Genomic DNA, 18,964 nt, shown 5'->3' with positions numbered 1-18,964 from the left:
TGGTGGTGTTGCCGTGAAACCGGCAGTGCGGGACGTTCATTGGCCGGTGCAGGCGATGGAACCGGACCCCAGCGGTGAGAACGCACCGTCCGAGCGGACGATCATGACCTGGATGCAGGTTTGCCCCGACGGGTTGGGCCTGAGCCGGACGGGCGCCTGCGCGATGGATTGGTAGTCGCCGCCCCCACCGATGGTATAGACCCTCCATTTGTAGGTATCGCCCGGCTTGGGGTCGGGGTTGTTCCAGTAGAAGGATGCCTCGCCGTTGGTGTCGACCGTTCCGGCCAGGCCTTCGACATCGGGCACGGTGCCGCTGTCCAGGGCATCCGCAGGGGGTTTGCTGGCCTGCTGGGTTTCCACCGCCTTGGGGGTGCCTGTCGCCGTGTTGGCCACCACGATGCCCACCACAGCCGCCAATACAAGGAGGGTGCCGCCGGCGATTGCGAGCCAGAGGTTGCGTTTGCCGTGGTCGGCCTTCGGAGCCGCTTGCGGCTCGTCCGCCTTCACCGCCCGCTGGACTGTTGCGTCCACGGTGTAGCCCGTGTCCTGCGTTCCTCCTGTGCCCGTGACGGGTGCACCGTAGTTGGCCGTCCCTGTGCTGCCACGCAGGACGGTGGACTGCGCCCACTCCCCTGGCCGGCGCCGTCGTCCGTGGCTGCCGCCGGAGCAGCCGCCCCGGTGGCCGCCGCCCACGTGGTGCGGGCCGGAATCTGCGGCACTGCCGGGGCAGGCTGCCATTGGCTGGGGCTGGCGGGAGCAAGGTGCGACGGCGGGAGGGCGCCGCCCCCGGGCCCCGTAGCGTCAGTCCCCGTGCCGGTCGGGTTGGGGCGGGTGCGGGCAGGGAACGTGGGTGCGCTGCCGGTCCGCTCCGGATCGATGGCAGCAATGCTGCGGACGCGCGTCTCCTCGGTGCCGTCGTCCGGGTGGCCCTCCTCCTGCTGCGGCTCCTCCAGGACCTCGAAGGGCGTGACGGAAAGGTTGAGCTCGGCCTGGATGCGCTGAAGGGCCAGGGCGAAGGCGTGGGCCGAGGAGTACCGGGACTGGGGCGATTTGGCCATGGCGGTTGCCAGGGCCAGTTCCAGTGATTCCGGCACATCGGCACGGCCCAGCCGCGGCAGCGCCATGTTGCTGATCCGGTTGATCAGTTCACGCTGCGAGTTGTCCGCGCCCGGCATCACGAAGGGTGAACGTCCGGCCAGCAGGGTGTACAGCGTGGCGCCGAGGGCCCACACGTCCACCATGACGCCGTCAACGCCGCCGTCCCGGAACTGCTCGGGCGGGGACCAGGGAATGGACATGCCCGAATCGTCATCAGAATCCCCGGCCAGGGTGCCGGAGATGCCGAAGTCGGTGAGGGCCGGACGGTTGTAGTCCGTCACCAGGATGTTGGCGGGCTTGATGTCGCGGTGGGCGATGCCGGCGCGGTGGGCGGTTTCGACGGCGGAGGCCACCTGGATGCCGACCGCCAGGACCTCGTCAACGCTGAAACGCTGCCGCCGGTAACGCACGTCCAGGCTGGGCCGGGAGCAGTACTCCATGGCCAGGTAGGAGTGCCCGTCATCGGTGACTTCCGCTTCGAAAATGGTGACGATGTATGGGTGCGAGGACAGCTGGGCCATGAGGTTGGCCTCGGACTCGAACCGCCGCCGCGCGCCCTCGGTCTTGAGGTCCGAGAGCAGCACCTTGACGGCGACTTTCCGGCGCGGCCTGTCCTGTTCGTACAGGTAGACGTCGGAAAACCCGCCGGAGCCGAGCAGGCTGATGTAGGTGAAGCCCTGGATGCGGGGCGGCGGCGCAACGGGCCGTTTGGAACTCAAGGAATCTCCTCAAAACGCAGTGAGATGTTGTCGCCCAGCTCCGCGATGTCGCCGTCGAGCAGGATGGCCATCTCGTTCTGGGCCAGGCGGCGCGGCGGTTGGCCTTCGCGGACCAGGACAGTGCCGTTGGTGGCCTTGAGGTCGCAGAGCATCACGTGCCAGCCCTCAAGCCGCACCTCGACGTGGGACCGGGAAATGTCGCCGCCGGGGCTTGCCACCTGGACGAGCCGCGGCATCACGCCGCCCTGCACCCGGGACACTGACGGCTGCCTGCCGATGACCATCGACTGGTCGAGGTCCAGCAGTTCGCCGGTGGACAGGCGCATCCGGCCCAGCCTGGGACGGGCCACCTGCACGGCATCCGGCAGCAGGGCAGCCCCGCAGGCGCTGCAGAGGGCACGTGTGGGTGGGTTGGCGTGGCCCTGGGCACAGACGCGGGCCAGCACCATTGGTCCATTGGCGGGGTCCTGCTGGACGGCCGGCGCGTTTGTTGCCGGACCGGACGCGGTTCCCGGCAGGCTGCTTTTCATCACCGTCTGGCCATCGTGGTCGGGGTCGAAACCGGTGCCGGTGCCGATGCCGGTGCCGGATACAGCAGGCGCCGGTACGACGGGCGCAGGTGCCCCGGATGCCGGTGGAGCCAGTGGCGTGCCGTGGTTTGGCGGCGGGGTGAAGCCAGGGGCGTCGTGGGCCGGCGTAGCTCCCCCGTGCGCCACGGGACGGAGTCGATGAGGACGCCGGCGGAGGCAGGACGGGGCCGGCCGGAGGGCTCCCCAGTTGTACCGGCACTGGATCCAACTCCAAGTCCGGCGCCAGGTGTGGGCTGATGCCGGCTGTCGGTCTCTGTCGCAGTCCCGGGACCGGCTGCCGGCACATCCGGGGCCGGGTCCTCCGGGCTGCGGAGGGCGGGCAGGGGTTCGGCTGCCGGCAGGGCCGGGCGTTGCTGCGGGGACACCTGGCCGGAATCGTCGTCAGGGTCCTCACGCACGGCAGCGTCTTCGATGTGCCGCATGACGGTGCGGTCCCAAAGATGGTCATAGGACGTCGTCATCTCCGCTGCGGGACCGGCGCCGGCTCCGGTGGGGGCAACGCCGGCGAAGCCTGTCTCCGGCACCTCAATTGGGGCGGGCTCACCTGAAGCATTCCCCACAGCTTCTCCCTCAGCGCCGCGCTCCCCGCCGGCACCAATCTCACCGTCGACACCACGCTCCCCGTCGACACCAATAATGAAATCCGGGGCAATAGTGGCATCGGGGTCATGGACATCCCGGGCGTGGGCGTGTGCGGCTTCCGCTGGATCGACCACCCCGTCGGCCGGGCGTTCATCAACGTCCTCTTCGATGACCCCCAGCACCGTTTCGGCCGAGGCTGCATGCCCGGGCAGGAGCGTGGTTTCGGGCAGGTCTTCCGCCTCGTCCGGAACGTCCGGCTCCCGCAGGTCAGCCGGGGCGTGGCCGGCGGGAGCAGCAGAAGCCTCGTCGCTGCCGGAAGTTTCCGCCGGTGCAACAGCATCCGCTGCGGCCGGAGCATCGACCGCAGCCGGGCCGGAGCGTGCGCCCAGGGTCAGGGACTGCAGCAGCACCACGCCCTCACCGAGCGGCAGCTCGGGTTGTTCGGTGGCGAGCCCGGCGGTACCGGTGGTCCCAGCCGCAATCGCCACCCGGCACGTGCCGGGGACCACGAATTTGCGTTCGTTCCAGGTGGTCACGTCCCGGCCGTCGAGGTCCACGGCTCCCCCGGGCTGTTCGACGGTGAGGTCGATGTCGCCCCGCAGGAAAACCCGCAGGGATCCGTTGAAATCCAGGATGCCGAAGGATGGGATGCGGGTGAGGGATCCGCCGGAAGTGCTGGTCACGGCGGCGAGGATCTCGTGCGGCTCAGGCCGGCCGGCCAGGAGTTCCCACAATGCGCCTGCGAGTTCCGCGGGCGACCCGGGGCCCAGGAGGACTGCGGTGCGGGACCTGACAATGCCCAGCCAGGTGCCGGGGATGTAGCTAGCGGCGGTCATCGTCCGGCTCCCCGTTGTGGTCCGCGGTCTCCTCCACCGGTGCGGGCAGGGGCTGCGTCACGGCTTCGGATGCCTGCGGCCGCGGCAGGGTCACTTCGTCCCCGTCAGCGGAGGTGAGGCGGGGCGCGGTGGTGCCAGCGCCGTCGTCGTTCGAAACGTTCCTGGCGTCCACCACGATGGCCGAGACGTTGTCCCGGCCGCCGCTGCGCAGGGCGGCCTGGATCAGGGCGTCCACCGCCTCCTGCGGATCCGCCACGCTGCTGAGGATCCGGAGGATGTCATCGTCTGCCAGTTCCCCCGTCAGGCCGTCGGAGCAGACCAGGACGCGGTCGCCTTCCTCCACGGGAAGGAGCCAGTAGTCCGCTTCCGTCTCGTCGCCCGTGCCCAGGGCCCGGGTGACCACGTGCCGCCGCGGGTGGACGGTGGCTTCCTGGGCGGTGATTTCGCCCGCGTCCACGAGTTCCTGGACCTCCGAGTGGTCGACGCTGATCTGCTCGAACCGTCCCTGGCTGAGACGGTACGTGCGGGAATCGCCGATGTTCACCACCAGCCAGTACGGCATGCCCATCTGTTCCACCACGACAGCACCGGTAAGGGTGGTGCCGGCACGGGCTCCGGTGGCCTCACGGATCGAGTTGTCCGCACGTACCAGGTACTGCTGGAGGACGGCAGCGGTGATGCTCCGCTCCCCCGTGGCCACCTGGGGAATCCCGGCCAGGGCCCGCACGCACAGGCCGCTGGCGATTTCGCCGGCTTCATGGCCGCCCATGCCGTCAGCGACGGCGAAGACGGGATCGGCGGCGATATACGAATCCTCGTTCAACTCCCGGCGGAGTCCCCTGTCCGTTCCGTAGCCGTAGCTGAGGCTGAGTCCCGGCCCCGGCTGGATGGTGGAAACACTGGCGGGGTGCTGGTTCATGCCTGTCCTAGGTAAAAGGTACGGTCTCCAAAGTGCACGCTGGATCCCGGGGTAACAAACGTGGGGACGCCCGGCACCAAGGGGGTGCGCAGGCCGTCCGGGGTGGTGACGGCGCTTCCATTGGTTGACTGGCGGTCCGTCACCCAGATGCCCGCGCCGTCGGTGAGCAGGTGCAGGTGCGTCTTGGAGATCGAACGGCCGGGGTCATCCACAGCCAACAGCTGGGCCTGCTGTTCCCCGGCCTGCCCCACCGGGTTCCGGCCCACCAGGACGCTGCGGTCCAGCTGGAAGTCGCGGCCGTCGTCCAGGCGGATACGGAGGACAGCCACAGGGGCGGGGCCGCCGGTTCCGGGCCGCACCTGGGTGCGTTCGACGTCGTCGTCCACATGCGGCGGGGGCATCCGGTGGCCGGCGGCGGGCGGCGGCGCGAAGGAGGCAGGTGGGCTGTAGGGCAAGGTCTGCGACGGCAGGGCGGCCGACGGCGAAGGTGCCTGGGGTGCCGGAGCCGGAGGTTGCGCCGCAGGGGTTTGCAGAGGGGCATGAGGGGCTGGGTGTCTGGGGGCTGGGTGTCCGGGGGCTGGGTGTCCGGGGGCTGGGTGTACGGGAGTCTGGGCCACGTTGGCGCCGGCCACCGGCGACAGGACCTGCTGCACGGGCGGCAGGTCCAGGGGCGCGAAGCTGTAGGGCCCTTGGATGCCGCCGGTGGTGATGGGGTCGCGGCCCGCCTTGACATCGAACACCAGGGTCTTGGCGGCGGTGTCATTCCAGCCCCGCAGCCCGCCGTCCCTGTCCCACCGGCTGGAAACCACCACCAGCACGGCCCACGCGCCACCCACCAGGAGCAGCGGGCCAAGGATGGGCAGGGCGGCGTCAAACCACTTGAAGACCACCACCAGCACGGCGGCCAGCACGGCCAACAGGATGCCTGCTCCGGTGATGAGGCCACGCAGGAACACGGCGCCGGCGCCGGGAGCGTAACCGTCCTGGTCCGCGCTGCGGATGCCCATCAGCAGGTTCCCGGGCGTTTTGCCGGTGCGTGCTTCCAGCCCGAGCACAACGAAGAGGTAACCCAGGGTCAGGCCAAGGCCGATGCCGCCAAAGAGCACCAGAGAGGACGTGTCATAGACAATGAAGCCACCGCTTCTGGTGCGGGTAATCCCGGCGAATCCGATGGCAAACGTCACCACCAGCACCGCCACCCCAGGCAGCCAATCAATGACGGCAGCGCCAAGCCGCTTGCCCGCCGCAGCCGGAACAAGCTGAAGGTTCACTGCCATTCCCGTTCCTCCCCCTGGAGCGGCCCCCACCCTTGTGGTACCGCCCGTCCTGCCCGGCACGGTACCCGTATGCAAGGTGCCCGCTTGCGCGGTGCCCGCCGGCTGTGCCGGGGGCCTTTCTACTACCGGGATAGTACCGGGAATCCCCGACGAGTGCGCGGGGCGCGCTTCCCCGGGATCGCTCCTTGCTTGGTCCGCCGACAGGTCCGGGGTGGGGGCGGCGCGCCGCCCTGTTGGGCAGCGGCGCGCCGCAGGCAGTGCAGAACGTGGCACCCGCGGGGACGGGCTGCCGGCAGCGCGGGCAGCGTTCGGGATCGAAGGTCACTGCTGGCCGGGTCCTTGCTGGTTGGGTCCTTGCTGGTTGGGTCCTTGCTGGTTGGGTCCTTGCTGGTTGGGTCCTTGTTGAACAGGCCCTTGCTGAACAGGCGGTGCGCCGGCACTGCCGGAGGCACGACGGCGGCGGGCAGCGATGAACCCGGATACCGCCGGCAGCGACACCCGGCCGCCGCGCAGGCTGGCGCCCTTGCCTGCGTTCATCGCGGCCCGGGCGTCGGCAAGCAGCGAACGCGGCGAGAACCGTGCCTGCTGCCGCCGCCAGAACCCCATCCCGGAGGTCATCTCCTTGAGGGAACCATCAACGATGGTCCAGTACTCGCGGACATCCTCTTCGGTTGGTTCCCCGGCGCCGAAGATCGAGGCGTCGGCCCGGCGCGCCAGCATGGTGGTGGTCCCCTGGGTCGCCGGGAAGGCATCGGCCAGGACCGCAGCGCTTTCCCGCCGTGTCGAACGGGTGTCGACGGCGGCACCCAGGTCGGTTGCCAGGCTCACCACCTCGTTCCAGCCCCCGCCCACGCGCTGGGCGGGATGGCCGTCCCGGAAACGGGACTTCCGCCGTCGTGCCTTCAACAAGGCGATCAGCAACAGCGGCAGACCCAGGATCACCAGCGGGATGGCGGCGACGCCCAGCGCGCCCAGGAGGGCGCCCCAGAACAGCCAGGGATTGTTCTTTTTCTGGTCCGCGTCCAAGGCGTCGGGTGAGGAGTCCGGCGGCAGGTCCGCGGGCTCCTGCGGCGGGGGCGGCGGCTGCAGCACCTGCGGCTTGGGCTTGGACTTGTTCTCGGGGTCCGGCGGAATGGGGATGTTGTCCTTTGGCGGGGTGGGGTCGAAGCTGACCCAGCCCACGCGTTCAAACGCGACCTCCACCCAGGCGTGGACGTCCTTTCCGGTGATCTTCACCTCACCCGCACCGTTCTCCGGGCTGGTTGGCTCAGGGTAGAAACCCATCACCACGCGGGACGGGATGCCCAGGTGCCGGAGCATCAGGGACATGGCCACCGCGTACTGTTCATCGTCGCCGAGCATCTGCTTGGCGGTCAGCAGGTTGCGGATCCGGGCTGAACCGTGGCCGGAGACGCTGGGGAGCTGCCCCTCGCTGACCAAACCGTTGCTGAAGGCCCCCGTCTTCTGGAAGTGCGCCTCGATCTGGCGCACCCGGTCGATGGCCGTGGGCGCGTCGGCGGACAGGTCGTTGGCCTGGGAGCCCACCACCGGCGGAACTTCCAGGGGGTCGGGAAGGGAGACCTTCGCGAAGTCGTACTGTGTCAGCTGCCCGTGCTCGAGTTTGGCGGGGTCGGACACCTGGACGGTGTAGGAGTCGCCGCGGGACAATCCGCTGGTGGTGACGGCGGTGTCCGTTCCGGGGTTGAAGTAGAGGCCGGCAGCCGCAGCCGAGCCGGACTGGTCAAAGCTGATGCCCGTGGTCTTCCGCCCGCCGGGGACGAAGAAGCCCTGGTAGTCCTCCACGTTGATGCTGATCGAGTAGTCGTTGGTGGGCACTACCCCGGATGCGTCGGCCAGGGTGTTGATCGACTTGGCGTCGCCCACCTTGCTGAAGTTGCCCGAACCGTTGGGGTCCATGTTGTAGTTGGTGCCGTTGAAGGCATCCAGGGCGCCAAGGCGCACCCGGCCGTCCCGCGGGAGGCCTTTGACGACGAACAGGGTGTCGTCCTTCTTGTCCTTGACGTAGCTCCGGAAACTGGCCAGGGGGTGATGTAGTCCTTGGGATCGAACGGCGGTACCACCACGTTGCGGAGGACCTTCCGGTCATCGCCGGCGCTGACCATTGGCGCGGCCACCGCGGTGATTCCCACGCTGGCGGCAATCACCCCCGCGGCCATGCCCAGCCGGCGGATCCTGGCGCGGCGTGCGGTGGCACTGTCCGCCTGGGGGCTGTTCACCGCTACCCGGCGGGTGCTGTTCCGGCGCAGGGCGTCCCGGCGGAAGGTTGCCCAGGCGATGCCGAGGACGGTCAGGCCGATGCCGCGTTCCAGGGTCAGGAACGCGGCGTTGGTGCTGAAGGCGATGCCCGTGACGAACAGGACCAGTACCGGCAGGAGCGGCAGGTAGGGGCTCCTTGCCCGCCAGGTAAGGAGCGCTGCCACGAGTGCCAGGACCAGCGAACTTAGGAAGGGGACGATGAGCACGCCGCCGGCGGTTCCCACCGGCACCCCCACCGTCAGCATGTCCTTCCAGGCGAAGACGACGCCCAGGAGCAGGGTCCGCAGCGAATCCAGGGTGGGGACGAATCCGGCGACGGCGGCGTCCGGCACCGCCAGCAAGGTTCCGAACACCAGGTAGACGGCCAGGGCCAGGGCGGTGGTGATCAGCAGCCCCAGTCGCAGGTGGGCGTTCGCCGCGCCGATGCCCAGGCCAAGGATGATGCCGCCGAACCCGGACAGGAGGTAGTACGGGTCGCCGCCGAAGCTCAAACCGAATCCGAGCAGGCCCAGGCCCAGCAGGACCACCAAGGCTCCGGCATCGATCAGGAAATGCCAGGCCGGCTGGCCGTCCGCAAAGGCCGAATCCGGGGTGGCGGCCTTGCGGCGGGTACGGGTTTGCGGGGAACCGCTTTGTGGCGAATGGCCGGGTGCGGTGCTCATGCGGCAGCCTTTCTCAGCACGATGGCAAGGTCGGCCAGGTCGCCGAGCGTGAGGACAGTGAGGTCTGCGATGTTGGCCCTGGAGGGGGCGGCGCCGGTTTCCACCCGGACCGCCAGGCTTCGGACGCCGGGCGGGACGGAGGCTGCAGCGGAACGGAGCTGGCTTGCCGTCACATTGCTGCCCACCACGAAGAACACGACGGAGGCATTGGGCACCGTGTCGGCCAGGGTCCTGGCAAGGTCGACGGCGGTGCGGCGCATCGGGGTGCCGACGATCCGGGTCATGTCATCAAGCATGTTGCGGCCGGTTTCGCAGCGCAGGGGTCCTTTTTGCGTGAGCACATCCAGTTCCCGCTGTTCGCGGATTGCCTGCCGGCCGATGGAGGCGGCCACCGAGATGGCCATCTCGAACTCGTTGTCGGAAGCGTATTCGTCCGTGTTAATGGACAGCGAGATGGCCAGGTGGGCGCGGCGGGTTTCCTCGAACTGGCGCACCATCAGCTTGTTGGTCCGGGCCGTGGTCTTCCAGTGGATGTGCCTGCGGTCATCCCCGGGCACGTAGTCGCGCAGGGCGTGGAAGGAGACGTCGGCGCTGGACAGATCCGTGGTGGGCATGCCCTCGAGGTCGCGGATGAAGCCTGCGGCGGAACCGGCCAGGGCAACGGTGCGCGGGTGGACGAAGAGGTCCTCCGGCTCGGTCCAGAGGACCTGGCGGCGCAGCAGGTGCAGGGGGTCGGCCCGGACGGAGCGGACCGGTCCCACCACGATGACGGCGCGCCGGGCGGTGGGGATGGTGAACAGGTCCTCATGGACCTGTCCGGGCTTCATCCGGGGCAGGTGGAAGACCGCCGTGGTGCTGCCCACCGGCAGTTCCAGCGCGGCCGGCAGCAGCGGCCGGGCCGACGTGTTGGAGACGGCAATGCTGCCGACGGCGCTGTCCCCCACCGCCACCCGCGTGCGGGCAAGGTCCAGCACCACGCCGTAGGAGGACCTGCCGAGGATGAAGGCCACCGCGATCACGAACATGGCGAAGGCGGCAATGGACGCTGCCGTGGCTTCCTGCCAACCGAAGGCCTGGCCTGTGGCCCACAGCAGGATGGCAGCGGCCAGGACGGACCACCCCAGGATGCTGACCACGGACAGCACCGGCCAGGCGTACCTCAGCCAGGTGTCCCGGACAGCCCGCCCGGCGGGTGCCAGGGCGAGGAGGGCGGTGCTGCTGGCTTCGGACCATACGGCCGCGGGGTGCAGCCGGGTGGGGCGGCCGTTCCGGTGGAAGGGTTGCCGGAGACGCTCCGCGAGCCGGGTCAGCGGGGCGCCGCTGGACGTGCCGTCAGACATAGGGGTGTGCCTTCGTTGTTGCGCTGGAATGTCAGTGGTGGTGGCTGCGGCTTGAAGCCGCGGGCCCGGCGCCTCAGGCGTTGGTGCGCTGCTGCGGGGCGGCGACGTCGGCCAGGATCCTGGTCAGCACGGCCTCAGCGGTGGCGCCCGAGAATTCGGCTTCGGGGTCCATCACGAACCGGTGGGTCCACACCACGGGTGCCAGTTCCTTGACGTCATCCGGCAGCACAAAGTTCCGTCCCTGCGAGGCAGCCCAGACCTTGGCGGCCCGGACCATGGCCAGGGCGCCGCGGACGGAGACGCCCAGGCGCGTCTCCGGGGCACTGCGGGTTTCCTCGCAGAGCCGGGAGATGTACTCAAGCACTGCGGTGTCCACGTGCGCCGTGGCGGCGAGGTCGGCCATGTCCGCCACCGCCTGGGTGGTGATGACGGCAGACAGGTCCTTGGACCGGTCCTTCAGGTTGTTTCCGCCCAGCAGCCGGACGGTGGAGGCGTGGTCAGGGTAGCCGATGGAGGTCTTGATCAGGAAGCGGTCCAACTGGGCCTCGGGCAGGCGGTAGGTACCTGCCTGCTCGATGGGGTTCTGGGTTGCCATGACCATGAAGGGGCGGCCTGCCTCGTACGTGACGCCGTCCACGGTGACCCGGGATTCCTCCATGACTTCCAGCAGCGCCGACTGGGTCTTCGGCGAGGCACGGTTGATTTCGTCGGCCAAGACGATGTTGTTGAAGATGGGGCCCTTGTGGAACTCGAACTTCTGCGTCTTCTGGTCGTAGATGGTCACACCCGTCACGTCGGAGGGAAGCAGGTCAGGCGTGAACTGGATGCGGTTGTTGGAGCCCTGCACCGTGGCGGCGAGGGCCCGGGCCAGGGAGGTCTTCCCGGTGCCCGGAGCGTCCTCGAACAGGACGTGGCCCTCGGCCAGCATGGCGGTGAAGGTCAGCCGGATGACGTGTTCCTTGCCCAGCACCGCCTGCCCCACGTTGGCAACCAGCTTTTCGAACGTGTCGGCAAACCACTCGGCCTGCTCAATGGTCATGGTCATGAAATGTGCTTCCTTCTACTGGTCGAAATTCCCTGTTTGATGCTGGAGCTAGCTAGCGGTTCGGCATGCCGGCCGGCGGGTTGCAGCCCACGTTGGAGGTGTCGCAGCGGAGCCAGTTGCCCGCGGCCATTCCTTCGCTCAGGTGGTACCAGATGCCGCTGGGATTGTTCGAGGTCTTGTACCAGACCTGGTAGCGGTCAGCCCGGGAGTAAGCGCCTGCGTCGAGCCAAATCCCCTCGCCCGTGCACTGTGATGGGTTGCCGGCAACGTAGCTGTCAGTGCCCTTGCGGGGCTCCGTGCAGCTGCGGACAGGGCTGGCCGTGACGTTCCAGGATGTGGGCGGCGGCGGCGTGTTGTCTGGACCGGAGGTTGAGGTTGCCGGTCCGCCAATCGCCCCGTCCACCACCGTTACGGCGCGGACGCGCAGCCTGTGGCTCTGGTTCCATCCACCGGCGCCGGCGTCATAGCTGGTCGCCTTGCCCACGTTCTGCCAGCCTCCGCCGTCCATGCTGACCTCATAGTGGTTAAGCGGACGGCCGTTGGTGCTGGGGTTATTCCAGGTCCAGTGCACCTGCCCGTCGCCCTTCGCCGATGTCGTGCCGTTCACGTTGGGGGCATTGGCCGGACCATAGGGGTTCCCCGTGCCGATGGCCTTCGCGTCGCCGGACATGTTGTTCTTCGTGGACGTTGCGATGATCGTGACAGTGATGTCCCTGCCGTTGGTCATGCCGCCAATGGTTCCGCCCCCGGCCTTGATGGCGCCGGTCTTGCCGTCGGCGTTGTAGGAGTAGGCAATCTCGGACGCCGTGGAGCCGTTGCGCTGGGCATCCGTCAGCGGCGTGAACGTAACGTCCAGCTGACCGCTGGTTCCGTTCTCCCGCACCGTCCCGCCGTTGACCTGTCCGGGCTTGCCGGCCGCCCGGATGGGGGCCGACTGCGCACTGGTGGCACTGGTACCGGCCTTGTTGGTGGCAGCCACCGTGAAGGTGTAGTTGGACTCGGAGTTGTCCACGGTGACGTTCTGCGAGGTGCCGGCAACCTGCTGGCTGGCCACCGCCGCGCCACCACGGAGGGTGGTCAGGGTGTAGGACGAGACAGGGTCGCCATTGTTGTTGGGCGCAGACCAGACCACTCGCAGCTGGCTCTGCGAGCCCACCGGAGTTGCCTGCGACACGCTTGGCGCGGCAGGGGTCGCGGGAACACCGGCCGGGACTTCGGCCGCCGAATACGGGCTCCACTCGGACGGGTCCTTGGCGTCGTTGCGGGCCAGGACGCGGACCTTGTACGACACCCCGTTCTGCAGTCCCTTCCACACATAGCTGACGGAGGTCAGGTTCTGGATCTGGGCGTTCTGGCCGGCCGGCGCCGGTGAGATCTCCAGGTCGTATGACTTCACCGGGGAGCCCTTGCTGGCCGGTGCGGTCCAGTTGACGGCCAGTTGCTTGTCGCCGAATTTCAGGGATGGGGCCAACGGAGTATCCGGTTTGACGTCCGGCCGGACGTCCGCCGAGGCCGGCGACCGGTCCGACTCGCCAAATTCATTCGTGGCCGTGACCTGGAAGTGGTAAGTGGTGTTGTTGGTCAGCCCGTTCAGGGTGCAGGTGTTGGCGGGGCAGTCCTGCCGGAACCCGCCCTCCCCATACACCGTGTACTTGGTGATGGCGGAGCCCCGGTCCGCGGGGGCGGACCAGTTGAGCAGCGCGGTTTGGTCCCCAACACTCTGTGCCTGGGGCGTGGTGGGTGCTGCAGGTTTGTCCTTGACGGTCAGCCGGACCCGTGCCGTGGCATGCCGGGAGCTGTCCTGCGTCTTGTCCTCCACGGTGTACGCCACCACCAGGGTTCCGGTGAAGCCGGGAGCAGGCGTGACCGTCACCGAGTCGCCGTTGACGCCTACGTTGCCGCTGCCTGTTTCGGTATTGGCGGCGATGATCTTCAGCGGTGTTTCGGGGAACGGGTTGGCGTCGTTCGCCAGGACGTTGATGGTCACGGGCTTCCCGGCGGCGGCGTTGGGCTCCACGTCGTCATTGGCCACCGGCTTGGGCCGGTTGGAGGCTGTCACGGCGAGCGGGTACGTGGCCGTGGCTTCGAGGCCGCGGGAGTCCGTCGCCTTGACCTGCACGGCGCCCCTGGTCCCCGTGGCCGTCGAATCCGCCGCGGAAACCTTCAGGGTCCTGCCTTCGATGCGTGCACTGAAACCGCCGGGCGGGTCGCCCACCAGCTGGTACTTCATCTTTTCGACGTCGTCCCGGTCGGGATCGGAGGTCAGCTTTCCCAGGTCCGTGCTGGCCGTGTCGCCCTTGGGGACATCAACGTCCGCGCCGAGCAGCTCCGGCGGGTTGTTTTTGTTGGGGTCCGGCAGGACCTTGGTGCGGATGCTCAGGGTGGACTTCAGCCCGGCCGGATCATCAGGTCCGGTGCCGTCGGTCACCTCGAACGTGAGGGACCCCGGGCCCACGTAGTCGGCGCCCGCCGTGTACTTCAAGCCGGTGCCGTCTCCCGTGACCGGATTCCCGCCGTCGGCACCGATGAGTTTGATCCGGTCCACCTGGGTCAGCCGCGGCGAGCGTCCCTCCCGTACCTTGACCCAGTCCTTCAGGTCGACGTCCACGGACTGCCCGGCCACCACTTCAAGGACCTCGTCCTTGGCCAGGGTGGGAACCTGCTGGCCCAGGCCCGGCACCCAGATGATGGCCGTTGACTGCTGGCCGTCCACGTCCTCCACGGTGTACGGGACCAGCTGGGGCTGTTCCGTAAGGTCCACCAGCATGTTGCCGTTGCCGCCAGGCCGCGCCGTGGTGGCCTCCGTGCTGATCTTCAGGTTCTCGCCCACGCCGTCGGGGTCCTCGTCGTTCTTGAGGACCGGCACATCAACGGCGGTCTTGCCCATGGCCTGGGCAGACGTCACCCTGTCATCCCGGGCAATCGGGGCTTTCAGGGGCACTTCGTTGTCAACCACCAAGCGGATGGTGGCCTGCGCCGTGGCATCCCGGTCGTCGGCGACGGTGTACCGCACATTGACGGTTCCGGCCTCGTTCGGGGCCAGGAGGATGATGCGGCCGCTGTTCCTGCTGACGGTGGCCTGCAGTGCCGGGTCGGCGTCGATGCCGTCGGTGAGGATGCGGATGCGGTCACCGTCGGGATCGGTATCGTTTGCCGTTGCGTCGACGGCGATCTGCCGGCCCGGGCGTACCCGGACCTCGTCATCCACCGGGGTGGGCTTCTGGTTAGACTCGCCGCGGGGTGCGATGCCCACCGTCACCGTGCCCGTGTTGATGGCGCCCTGGCGGTCCACCACTTTGTAGCGGAAGGTGTCTGTACCGGCGCCGTCACCTGCGGCGGTGAAGTCGATGAAGTTACTGCCCACCGTGGCGGTTCCCATGGCAGGGGTGCTGTCGATGCCGGTCAGCTGCACCGAGTCGCCGTCGGGGTCAATGCCGTCAAGGGGAACCGGAATCCGGACGGTGCCGGCCGCCACCACGCGGGCGGTCAGGTTGCGCGGCTGGGGGCGGGAGTTCTCCGCGCCCTCGAGCGGCAGGATGTGGATGGTGACGGCGGCTGCGCTCTTCTGGCCCTGCGGATCCACCGCGTTGTAGATGGCGCGCACGGTCTTGGGCTGGCTGCCGGCAATGAAGCGGAGCGTGTTCTCGGAGACGAAGCCCTTGCCGTCGGCGGGATCCACGGCCTGCGGCAGGACGGGGTCCACAGACAGTTCCTGGCCCTGCGGGTGGGTGTCGTTGTCCAGGACGGGGATGGTGACCACGTCGTTGACGCGGACATTGACTTCATCCGGTTTGGGTTGCGGCGCCTCCACCACGGCCGGCGCCGGGACGGGCACCACTGACACGCTGCCGGTGGCCGACTTCCTGCCGTTGGACATGGTGTATTCGAACAGTATGGGGTCCTTGGTCCCCAGGATGTCGGTGATCCGCAGGACGCTGTGGTTGATCACGCTGACGGACACAGTCGCGTTATCGGGGAGCTTGACGGACTGCAGCACCAGGACGCCGCCGGAGGGGTCGGAGTCGTTGGCCAGGGGGTCCAGCAGGACGCTGCCGCCGGTGGGCATCAGGGCCACGTCGTGGACCGCCACGGGGTCGCCGCCGTCGTTGCCGGATTCCACGTCGACGCGGATGAGGCCCTGGCTGCTTTGCGGGCCGTTGCTGGCAATGTAGGTGAGGTAGACCGGACCGGGGGTGGTGCTGCGGAAGGTGAAGGTGCCGCCGTCGGTGACGGGGCCGAGTTCGGCAGGGCCGTTGGCTTCCACCTGGGCCAGCCGGAGGGCACCACCGTTGGGATCGACGTCGTTCTTCAACGGGGAGATGACCAGGTCCTGGCCCACGACGGCGGTGACGTGGTCGGCGTTGACCACGGGTGCCAGGGCGCCGGGCGGCTGGACATTGACCACCACCTTGCCGGTGACAGTGGCGCGGCCGTCCCAGATGGTGACCTGGACGTTCTTCTTGCCGGCCGTGGCCCCGGAATCCTGGAAGGTGAGCAGGCCGTCGCGCCGTACCTTGACCTGGTCCTGGTCGTTGTCGGCCTTGGCATCCAACAGGACCAGGTCATCGCCGTCGGGATCGATCCAGTCGGTGAGGATGTTCTGGCTGACGGTCTTGCCCTGTTCCACCAGCATGGTGGTGTCTTCGCCGCGCTTGAACTTCGGCGGCTTGTTCTCATCGGGTCCTACGACGCTGAGCGTGACCTGGCCGGTGGCGGACAGGCCGCGGCCGTCGGAGGCGCTGTAGTTGAAAGTCTCCGTGCCGGGTTTGGCGTCCGCGGGCACGGTGATCTGGAACGCCGTGCCGCCGTAGATGCTTTCCAGGGTGCCGGACTTGGGCCCGGCCTCCCCGACCGCTGCGGTGAGCACGTCGCCGTCGGGGTCGGAGTCGTTGTCCAGGACGCTGAGGATGGTGGTGCGGCCCGGGCGGACGCCGACGGCGTCGGGCTTGGTTTCGGGCGGCCGGTTGGGTTTGGTGCGGTCCGGCAGGATGTTGATGGTGTTGTTGTCCGCCGACTCCTGGTCCTGGTCGTCGGACTGGTTCTTTGGTGGGATGACGTCGTCCCAGTTGTTGACCAGCTGCATGTTCTGGTTCACCAGCCACACGTTCCCGGAGTTCACATCATTCAGGACCACCAGGTCCCGGTTCACCCGGAAAACATACGACGGCGACGCACTCGCCCTGGGCACGTCAACCTTCTTATCGTCACCATCATTGACGCAATCCCGGACATACTTGTTCGCACCCGACCACGCCGCATGCACACACCCGCCCAACTGCACCGGAGCAGCCGGAACACCCTCGCCGTCGAACGCCACCACCTTCGCCGCTCCCCCGTCAAGCGGCTGCTTCAGCAACGCCTTCCGCGTGGCCAGCGCCACAACATCACTGCCCGGCCCCGCCTGCTGCAACTTCGCATCCCTGGCATTCTCCAGCGCCAGCCGCTTGCCACCCGGCAGGAACAGGTTCCCCGCCGCGGCATCCAGCACCACCGGCCGGTCACCCACCACCGTCATCTGCAGATCCCCGGCACCCTTAAGCCCATCCCACGTGCTGGACTCCGACGACGTCACCTCACCGTTGGCGTCAACACCCGTCACCGTCACAACACCGGTCTTAGGGTCCGCCGAATACACCCGGTCATCAGAGCCCACCGCAGAGACGATGCCCGCCGAACCGACCATCACCGGCTCCGACGCTTCCTTATCAAAACCATTCACGGTGGACGGCGACACCGCCCACACCTTCCCCGATGCAGCATCCGTCACCGAAATCGTCCGGGTGCCGAAACTCACATCAGCTGCGCCCGGCAACTGCTTATCCCCACCGAGGCGCATATTCGCCGGCGACACCTGGTTCAACGTCGAACCGGTCTCGTCATCGACGAACACCTCGCCTGCATGCTGCAACACATCGAACGTTGTCGACGCCGGCGTCACCGCGCCGTCCAACACCCGCGACGGATAGTTCAACCGCCCCACCGCATTCCTGGACTTCGACACCACCCACACGCCGCCGTCATTCAACTCCACCTCAGTGGTCTTGAACCCCGGATACAACACAGCACCCGTCACCAGAACGGCCACAACGGCACCAAACGCAGTTCCGGTGACCAGTTTCTTGTGTCGCTTCTTCAGCCCAAGCTTCCCCAGCAGTGTTGTCACAGCGATTTTTCCCCTGTTGTAGCGCCGTCGTGCGGCAGCATCACAGGGCGGAGCACACCTGCCCCGCCCATATTTTTTGCCACCCCCAAAGGTGGCCGAGACCTGGCGAATAGCCGCAAAATGGACGGCCCGCGAAGGTACCAGCAGGCGTGGACCCTCCGCCAATCACCCTACCCGTTGCCTTTTAGGGCCGCGATGGGGAGCGCTCCCCACACGGCCTTCAGCGTCAACGAACGAACCGACTATAGCGTGATTAGCCACCGAGTGGACAAAATCTTTTTCCGGCCCCGGCCAGGGGGAAAAAGACGAGGGTTTCCTAGTCCAGGACCAGGCCCTTGCCCCGGCCGCGGGTGAGGCGGACGGGATTGATCTCACCGAAGCCGCGGACATTTTCCGGGGCCTGGGGAATCATGATGAACCGCTCGTCGTGCTCCAGGGCGGAGGCCGTCATGGAGTCGACCAGAACCGTTCCGGGATCGGCAAGGGTGGTCAGCCGGGCGGCCAGGTTGACCGTGGGACCGTAGATGTCGCCCAGGCGGGACAGGATCCTGCCCCACACCATGGCCACCCGGGCTTCGGGAAGGATCTCGTCCTCGGTGAAGGCCTCGGCCAGCGCCAGGGAGATTTCGGCACCGGCCGCCGGAGTTTCGGCGATGTAGAGGACTTCGTCGCCCACGGTTTTGACCAGCCGGCCGCCGCCCACGGAGATGATTTCGGCGCACTTGTTTTCGAAGCGCTGGACCAGCCGGGCGAGGGTCTTCTCGTTCATCCGGCGGGACAGGCTGGTGTAGGAGACAAGGTCCGCGAAGCCAACCGCGCGGGCCAGGGGCAGCGGCGCGTCATCCTCATCGCCTTCACGGCCTTCCTCGCTGGCCTGCAGCCCGGCCTCGGCACGGACGGCGAGGCGCTGGACGCCGGCGTTGAGTTGGCGCCGCCATGAATACACCAGGACCTCTTCCAGCGCGTCCACCAGCGCGGGAAGTTCGTTGACCAGGCGCTTGCGGGCCACAGCATCGGTGACGCCCTGCTCGTGGACCATGTCCTCCACCAGGGCTTCGATCTGCCAGACCACCATGCGGTCCGTCATCTGCCCGATGGAGCGGGTCACCGAAATGGCTGCTTCTTCGGTGAGCTTGCCGGCGCGGACCAGATCCACCACGGTGGACAGGGCGGCCTGGTCGCGTTCGGTGAAGGCAACGTCCTCGTCGCCGAAATTCGGAAACCCCAGTGCACGCCAGAGCTTGCGGGCAGAGAGCAGGGAGAGTCCGGCGCCGGCGGCAACTTCACGACGGCGGAGCTTCCGTTCCCCGCCCAGGAGGCGGGCTTCGAGGGCCTTCATGGCCAGGCGTTCGGCGGACATGGCGCCGGTGGGCGGGTGCCGGTCTGCATCCGGCATGGCCGCGGCCGGCGTGGAACCGGGTTCCGGCGCGGATCCGGGTTCCGGTGCGGCGTCGCC

General features: G+C 68.1%; 9 protein-coding genes and 2 pseudogenes. All 11 read right to left on the bottom strand.

All coding sequences use genetic code 11. The features are described from left to right. Positions 1-36: 36 nt before the first annotated feature. A pseudogene (locus OUO20_RS03360) lies at positions 37-1,817 on the bottom strand (serine/threonine-protein kinase). Then, positions 1,814-2,347, bottom strand: a complete 534-nt coding sequence (locus tag OUO20_RS03355; protein WP_268002844.1) for an FHA domain-containing protein — start codon at positions 2,345-2,347, stop codon at positions 1,814-1,816. Before OUO20_RS03355 ends, OUO20_RS03360 begins: the two are co-directional and overlap by 4 nt. After that, positions 2,347-3,825, bottom strand: a complete 1,479-nt coding sequence (locus OUO20_RS03350) for a hypothetical protein (protein ID WP_268002843.1) — start codon at positions 3,823-3,825, stop codon at positions 2,347-2,349. The genes OUO20_RS03355 and OUO20_RS03350 overlap by 1 nt, the downstream gene beginning before the upstream one ends. Next, the gene (locus OUO20_RS03345; protein ID WP_268002842.1) at positions 3,812-4,744 is read right to left on the bottom strand and encodes a PP2C family protein-serine/threonine phosphatase; all 933 of its coding nucleotides are present in this window, start codon (positions 4,742-4,744) and stop codon (positions 3,812-3,814) included. The genes OUO20_RS03350 and OUO20_RS03345 overlap by 14 nt, the downstream gene beginning before the upstream one ends. Further along, complete coding sequence (locus tag OUO20_RS03340) at positions 4,741-6,021, bottom strand: RDD family protein (protein WP_268002841.1); 1,281 nt, start codon at positions 6,019-6,021, stop codon at positions 4,741-4,743. The genes OUO20_RS03345 and OUO20_RS03340 overlap by 4 nt, the downstream gene beginning before the upstream one ends. Further along, the gene (locus tag OUO20_RS03335; protein ID WP_268002840.1) at positions 5,957-6,346 is read right to left on the bottom strand and encodes a zinc ribbon domain-containing protein; all 390 of its coding nucleotides are present in this window, start codon (positions 6,344-6,346) and stop codon (positions 5,957-5,959) included. Before OUO20_RS03335 ends, OUO20_RS03340 begins: the two co-directional genes overlap by 65 nt. After that, positions 6,343-8,960 (bottom strand): annotated as a pseudogene (locus OUO20_RS03330) (transglutaminaseTgpA domain-containing protein). Before OUO20_RS03330 ends, OUO20_RS03335 begins: the two are co-directional and overlap by 4 nt. Next, positions 8,957-10,300 carry a DUF58 domain-containing protein gene (locus OUO20_RS03325; RefSeq protein WP_018771878.1) on the bottom strand — a complete coding sequence of 448 codons (1,344 nt, stop codon included), beginning with the start codon at positions 10,298-10,300 and terminating at the stop codon, positions 8,957-8,959. Before OUO20_RS03325 ends, OUO20_RS03330 begins: the two are co-directional and overlap by 4 nt. Positions 10,301-10,373: 73 nt before the next feature. Beyond that, positions 10,374-11,345, bottom strand: a complete 972-nt coding sequence (locus OUO20_RS03320) for an AAA family ATPase (RefSeq protein ID WP_268002839.1) — start codon at positions 11,343-11,345, stop codon at positions 10,374-10,376. A gap of 52 nt (positions 11,346-11,397) precedes the next feature. Beyond that, positions 11,398-17,508: an Ig-like domain-containing protein gene (locus OUO20_RS03315; RefSeq protein ID WP_268002838.1), complete on the bottom strand. Its 6,111-nt coding sequence runs from the start codon at positions 17,506-17,508 to the stop codon at positions 11,398-11,400. 316 nt (positions 17,509-17,824) lie between these two features. Beyond that, positions 17,825-18,904 carry an adenylate/guanylate cyclase domain-containing protein gene (locus tag OUO20_RS03310; protein WP_223995152.1) on the bottom strand — a complete coding sequence of 360 codons (1,080 nt, stop codon included), beginning with the start codon at positions 18,902-18,904 and terminating at the stop codon, positions 17,825-17,827. Positions 18,905-18,964: the final 60 nt, after the last annotated feature.

The organism is Arthrobacter sp. FX8 (assembly GCF_026723805.1).
Classification (GTDB): Bacteria; Actinomycetota; Actinomycetes; order Actinomycetales; family Micrococcaceae; genus Arthrobacter.
This window is presented reverse-complemented; position numbering and strand designations above follow the sequence as displayed.

Coding starts and splice junctions, on each gene's coding strand:
- OUO20_RS03310 (WP_223995152.1), bottom strand. CDS start 18,904: ATGCCGGATGCAGACCGGCACCCGCCCACCGGCGCCATGTCCGCCGAA.
- OUO20_RS03325 (WP_018771878.1), bottom strand. CDS start 10,300: ATGTCTGACGGCACGTCCAGCGGCGCCCCGCTGACCCGGCTCGCGGAG.
- OUO20_RS03320 (WP_268002839.1), bottom strand. CDS start 11,345: ATGACCATGACCATTGAGCAGGCCGAGTGGTTTGCCGACACGTTCGAA.
- OUO20_RS03350 (WP_268002843.1), bottom strand. CDS start 3,825: ATGACCGCCGCTAGCTACATCCCCGGCACCTGGCTGGGCATTGTCAGG.
- OUO20_RS03340 (WP_268002841.1), bottom strand. CDS start 6,021: ATGGCAGTGAACCTTCAGCTTGTTCCGGCTGCGGCGGGCAAGCGGCTT.
- OUO20_RS03355 (WP_268002844.1), bottom strand. CDS start 2,347: ATGAAAAGCAGCCTGCCGGGAACCGCGTCCGGTCCGGCAACAAACGCG.
- OUO20_RS03345 (WP_268002842.1), bottom strand. CDS start 4,744: ATGAACCAGCACCCCGCCAGTGTTTCCACCATCCAGCCGGGGCCGGGA.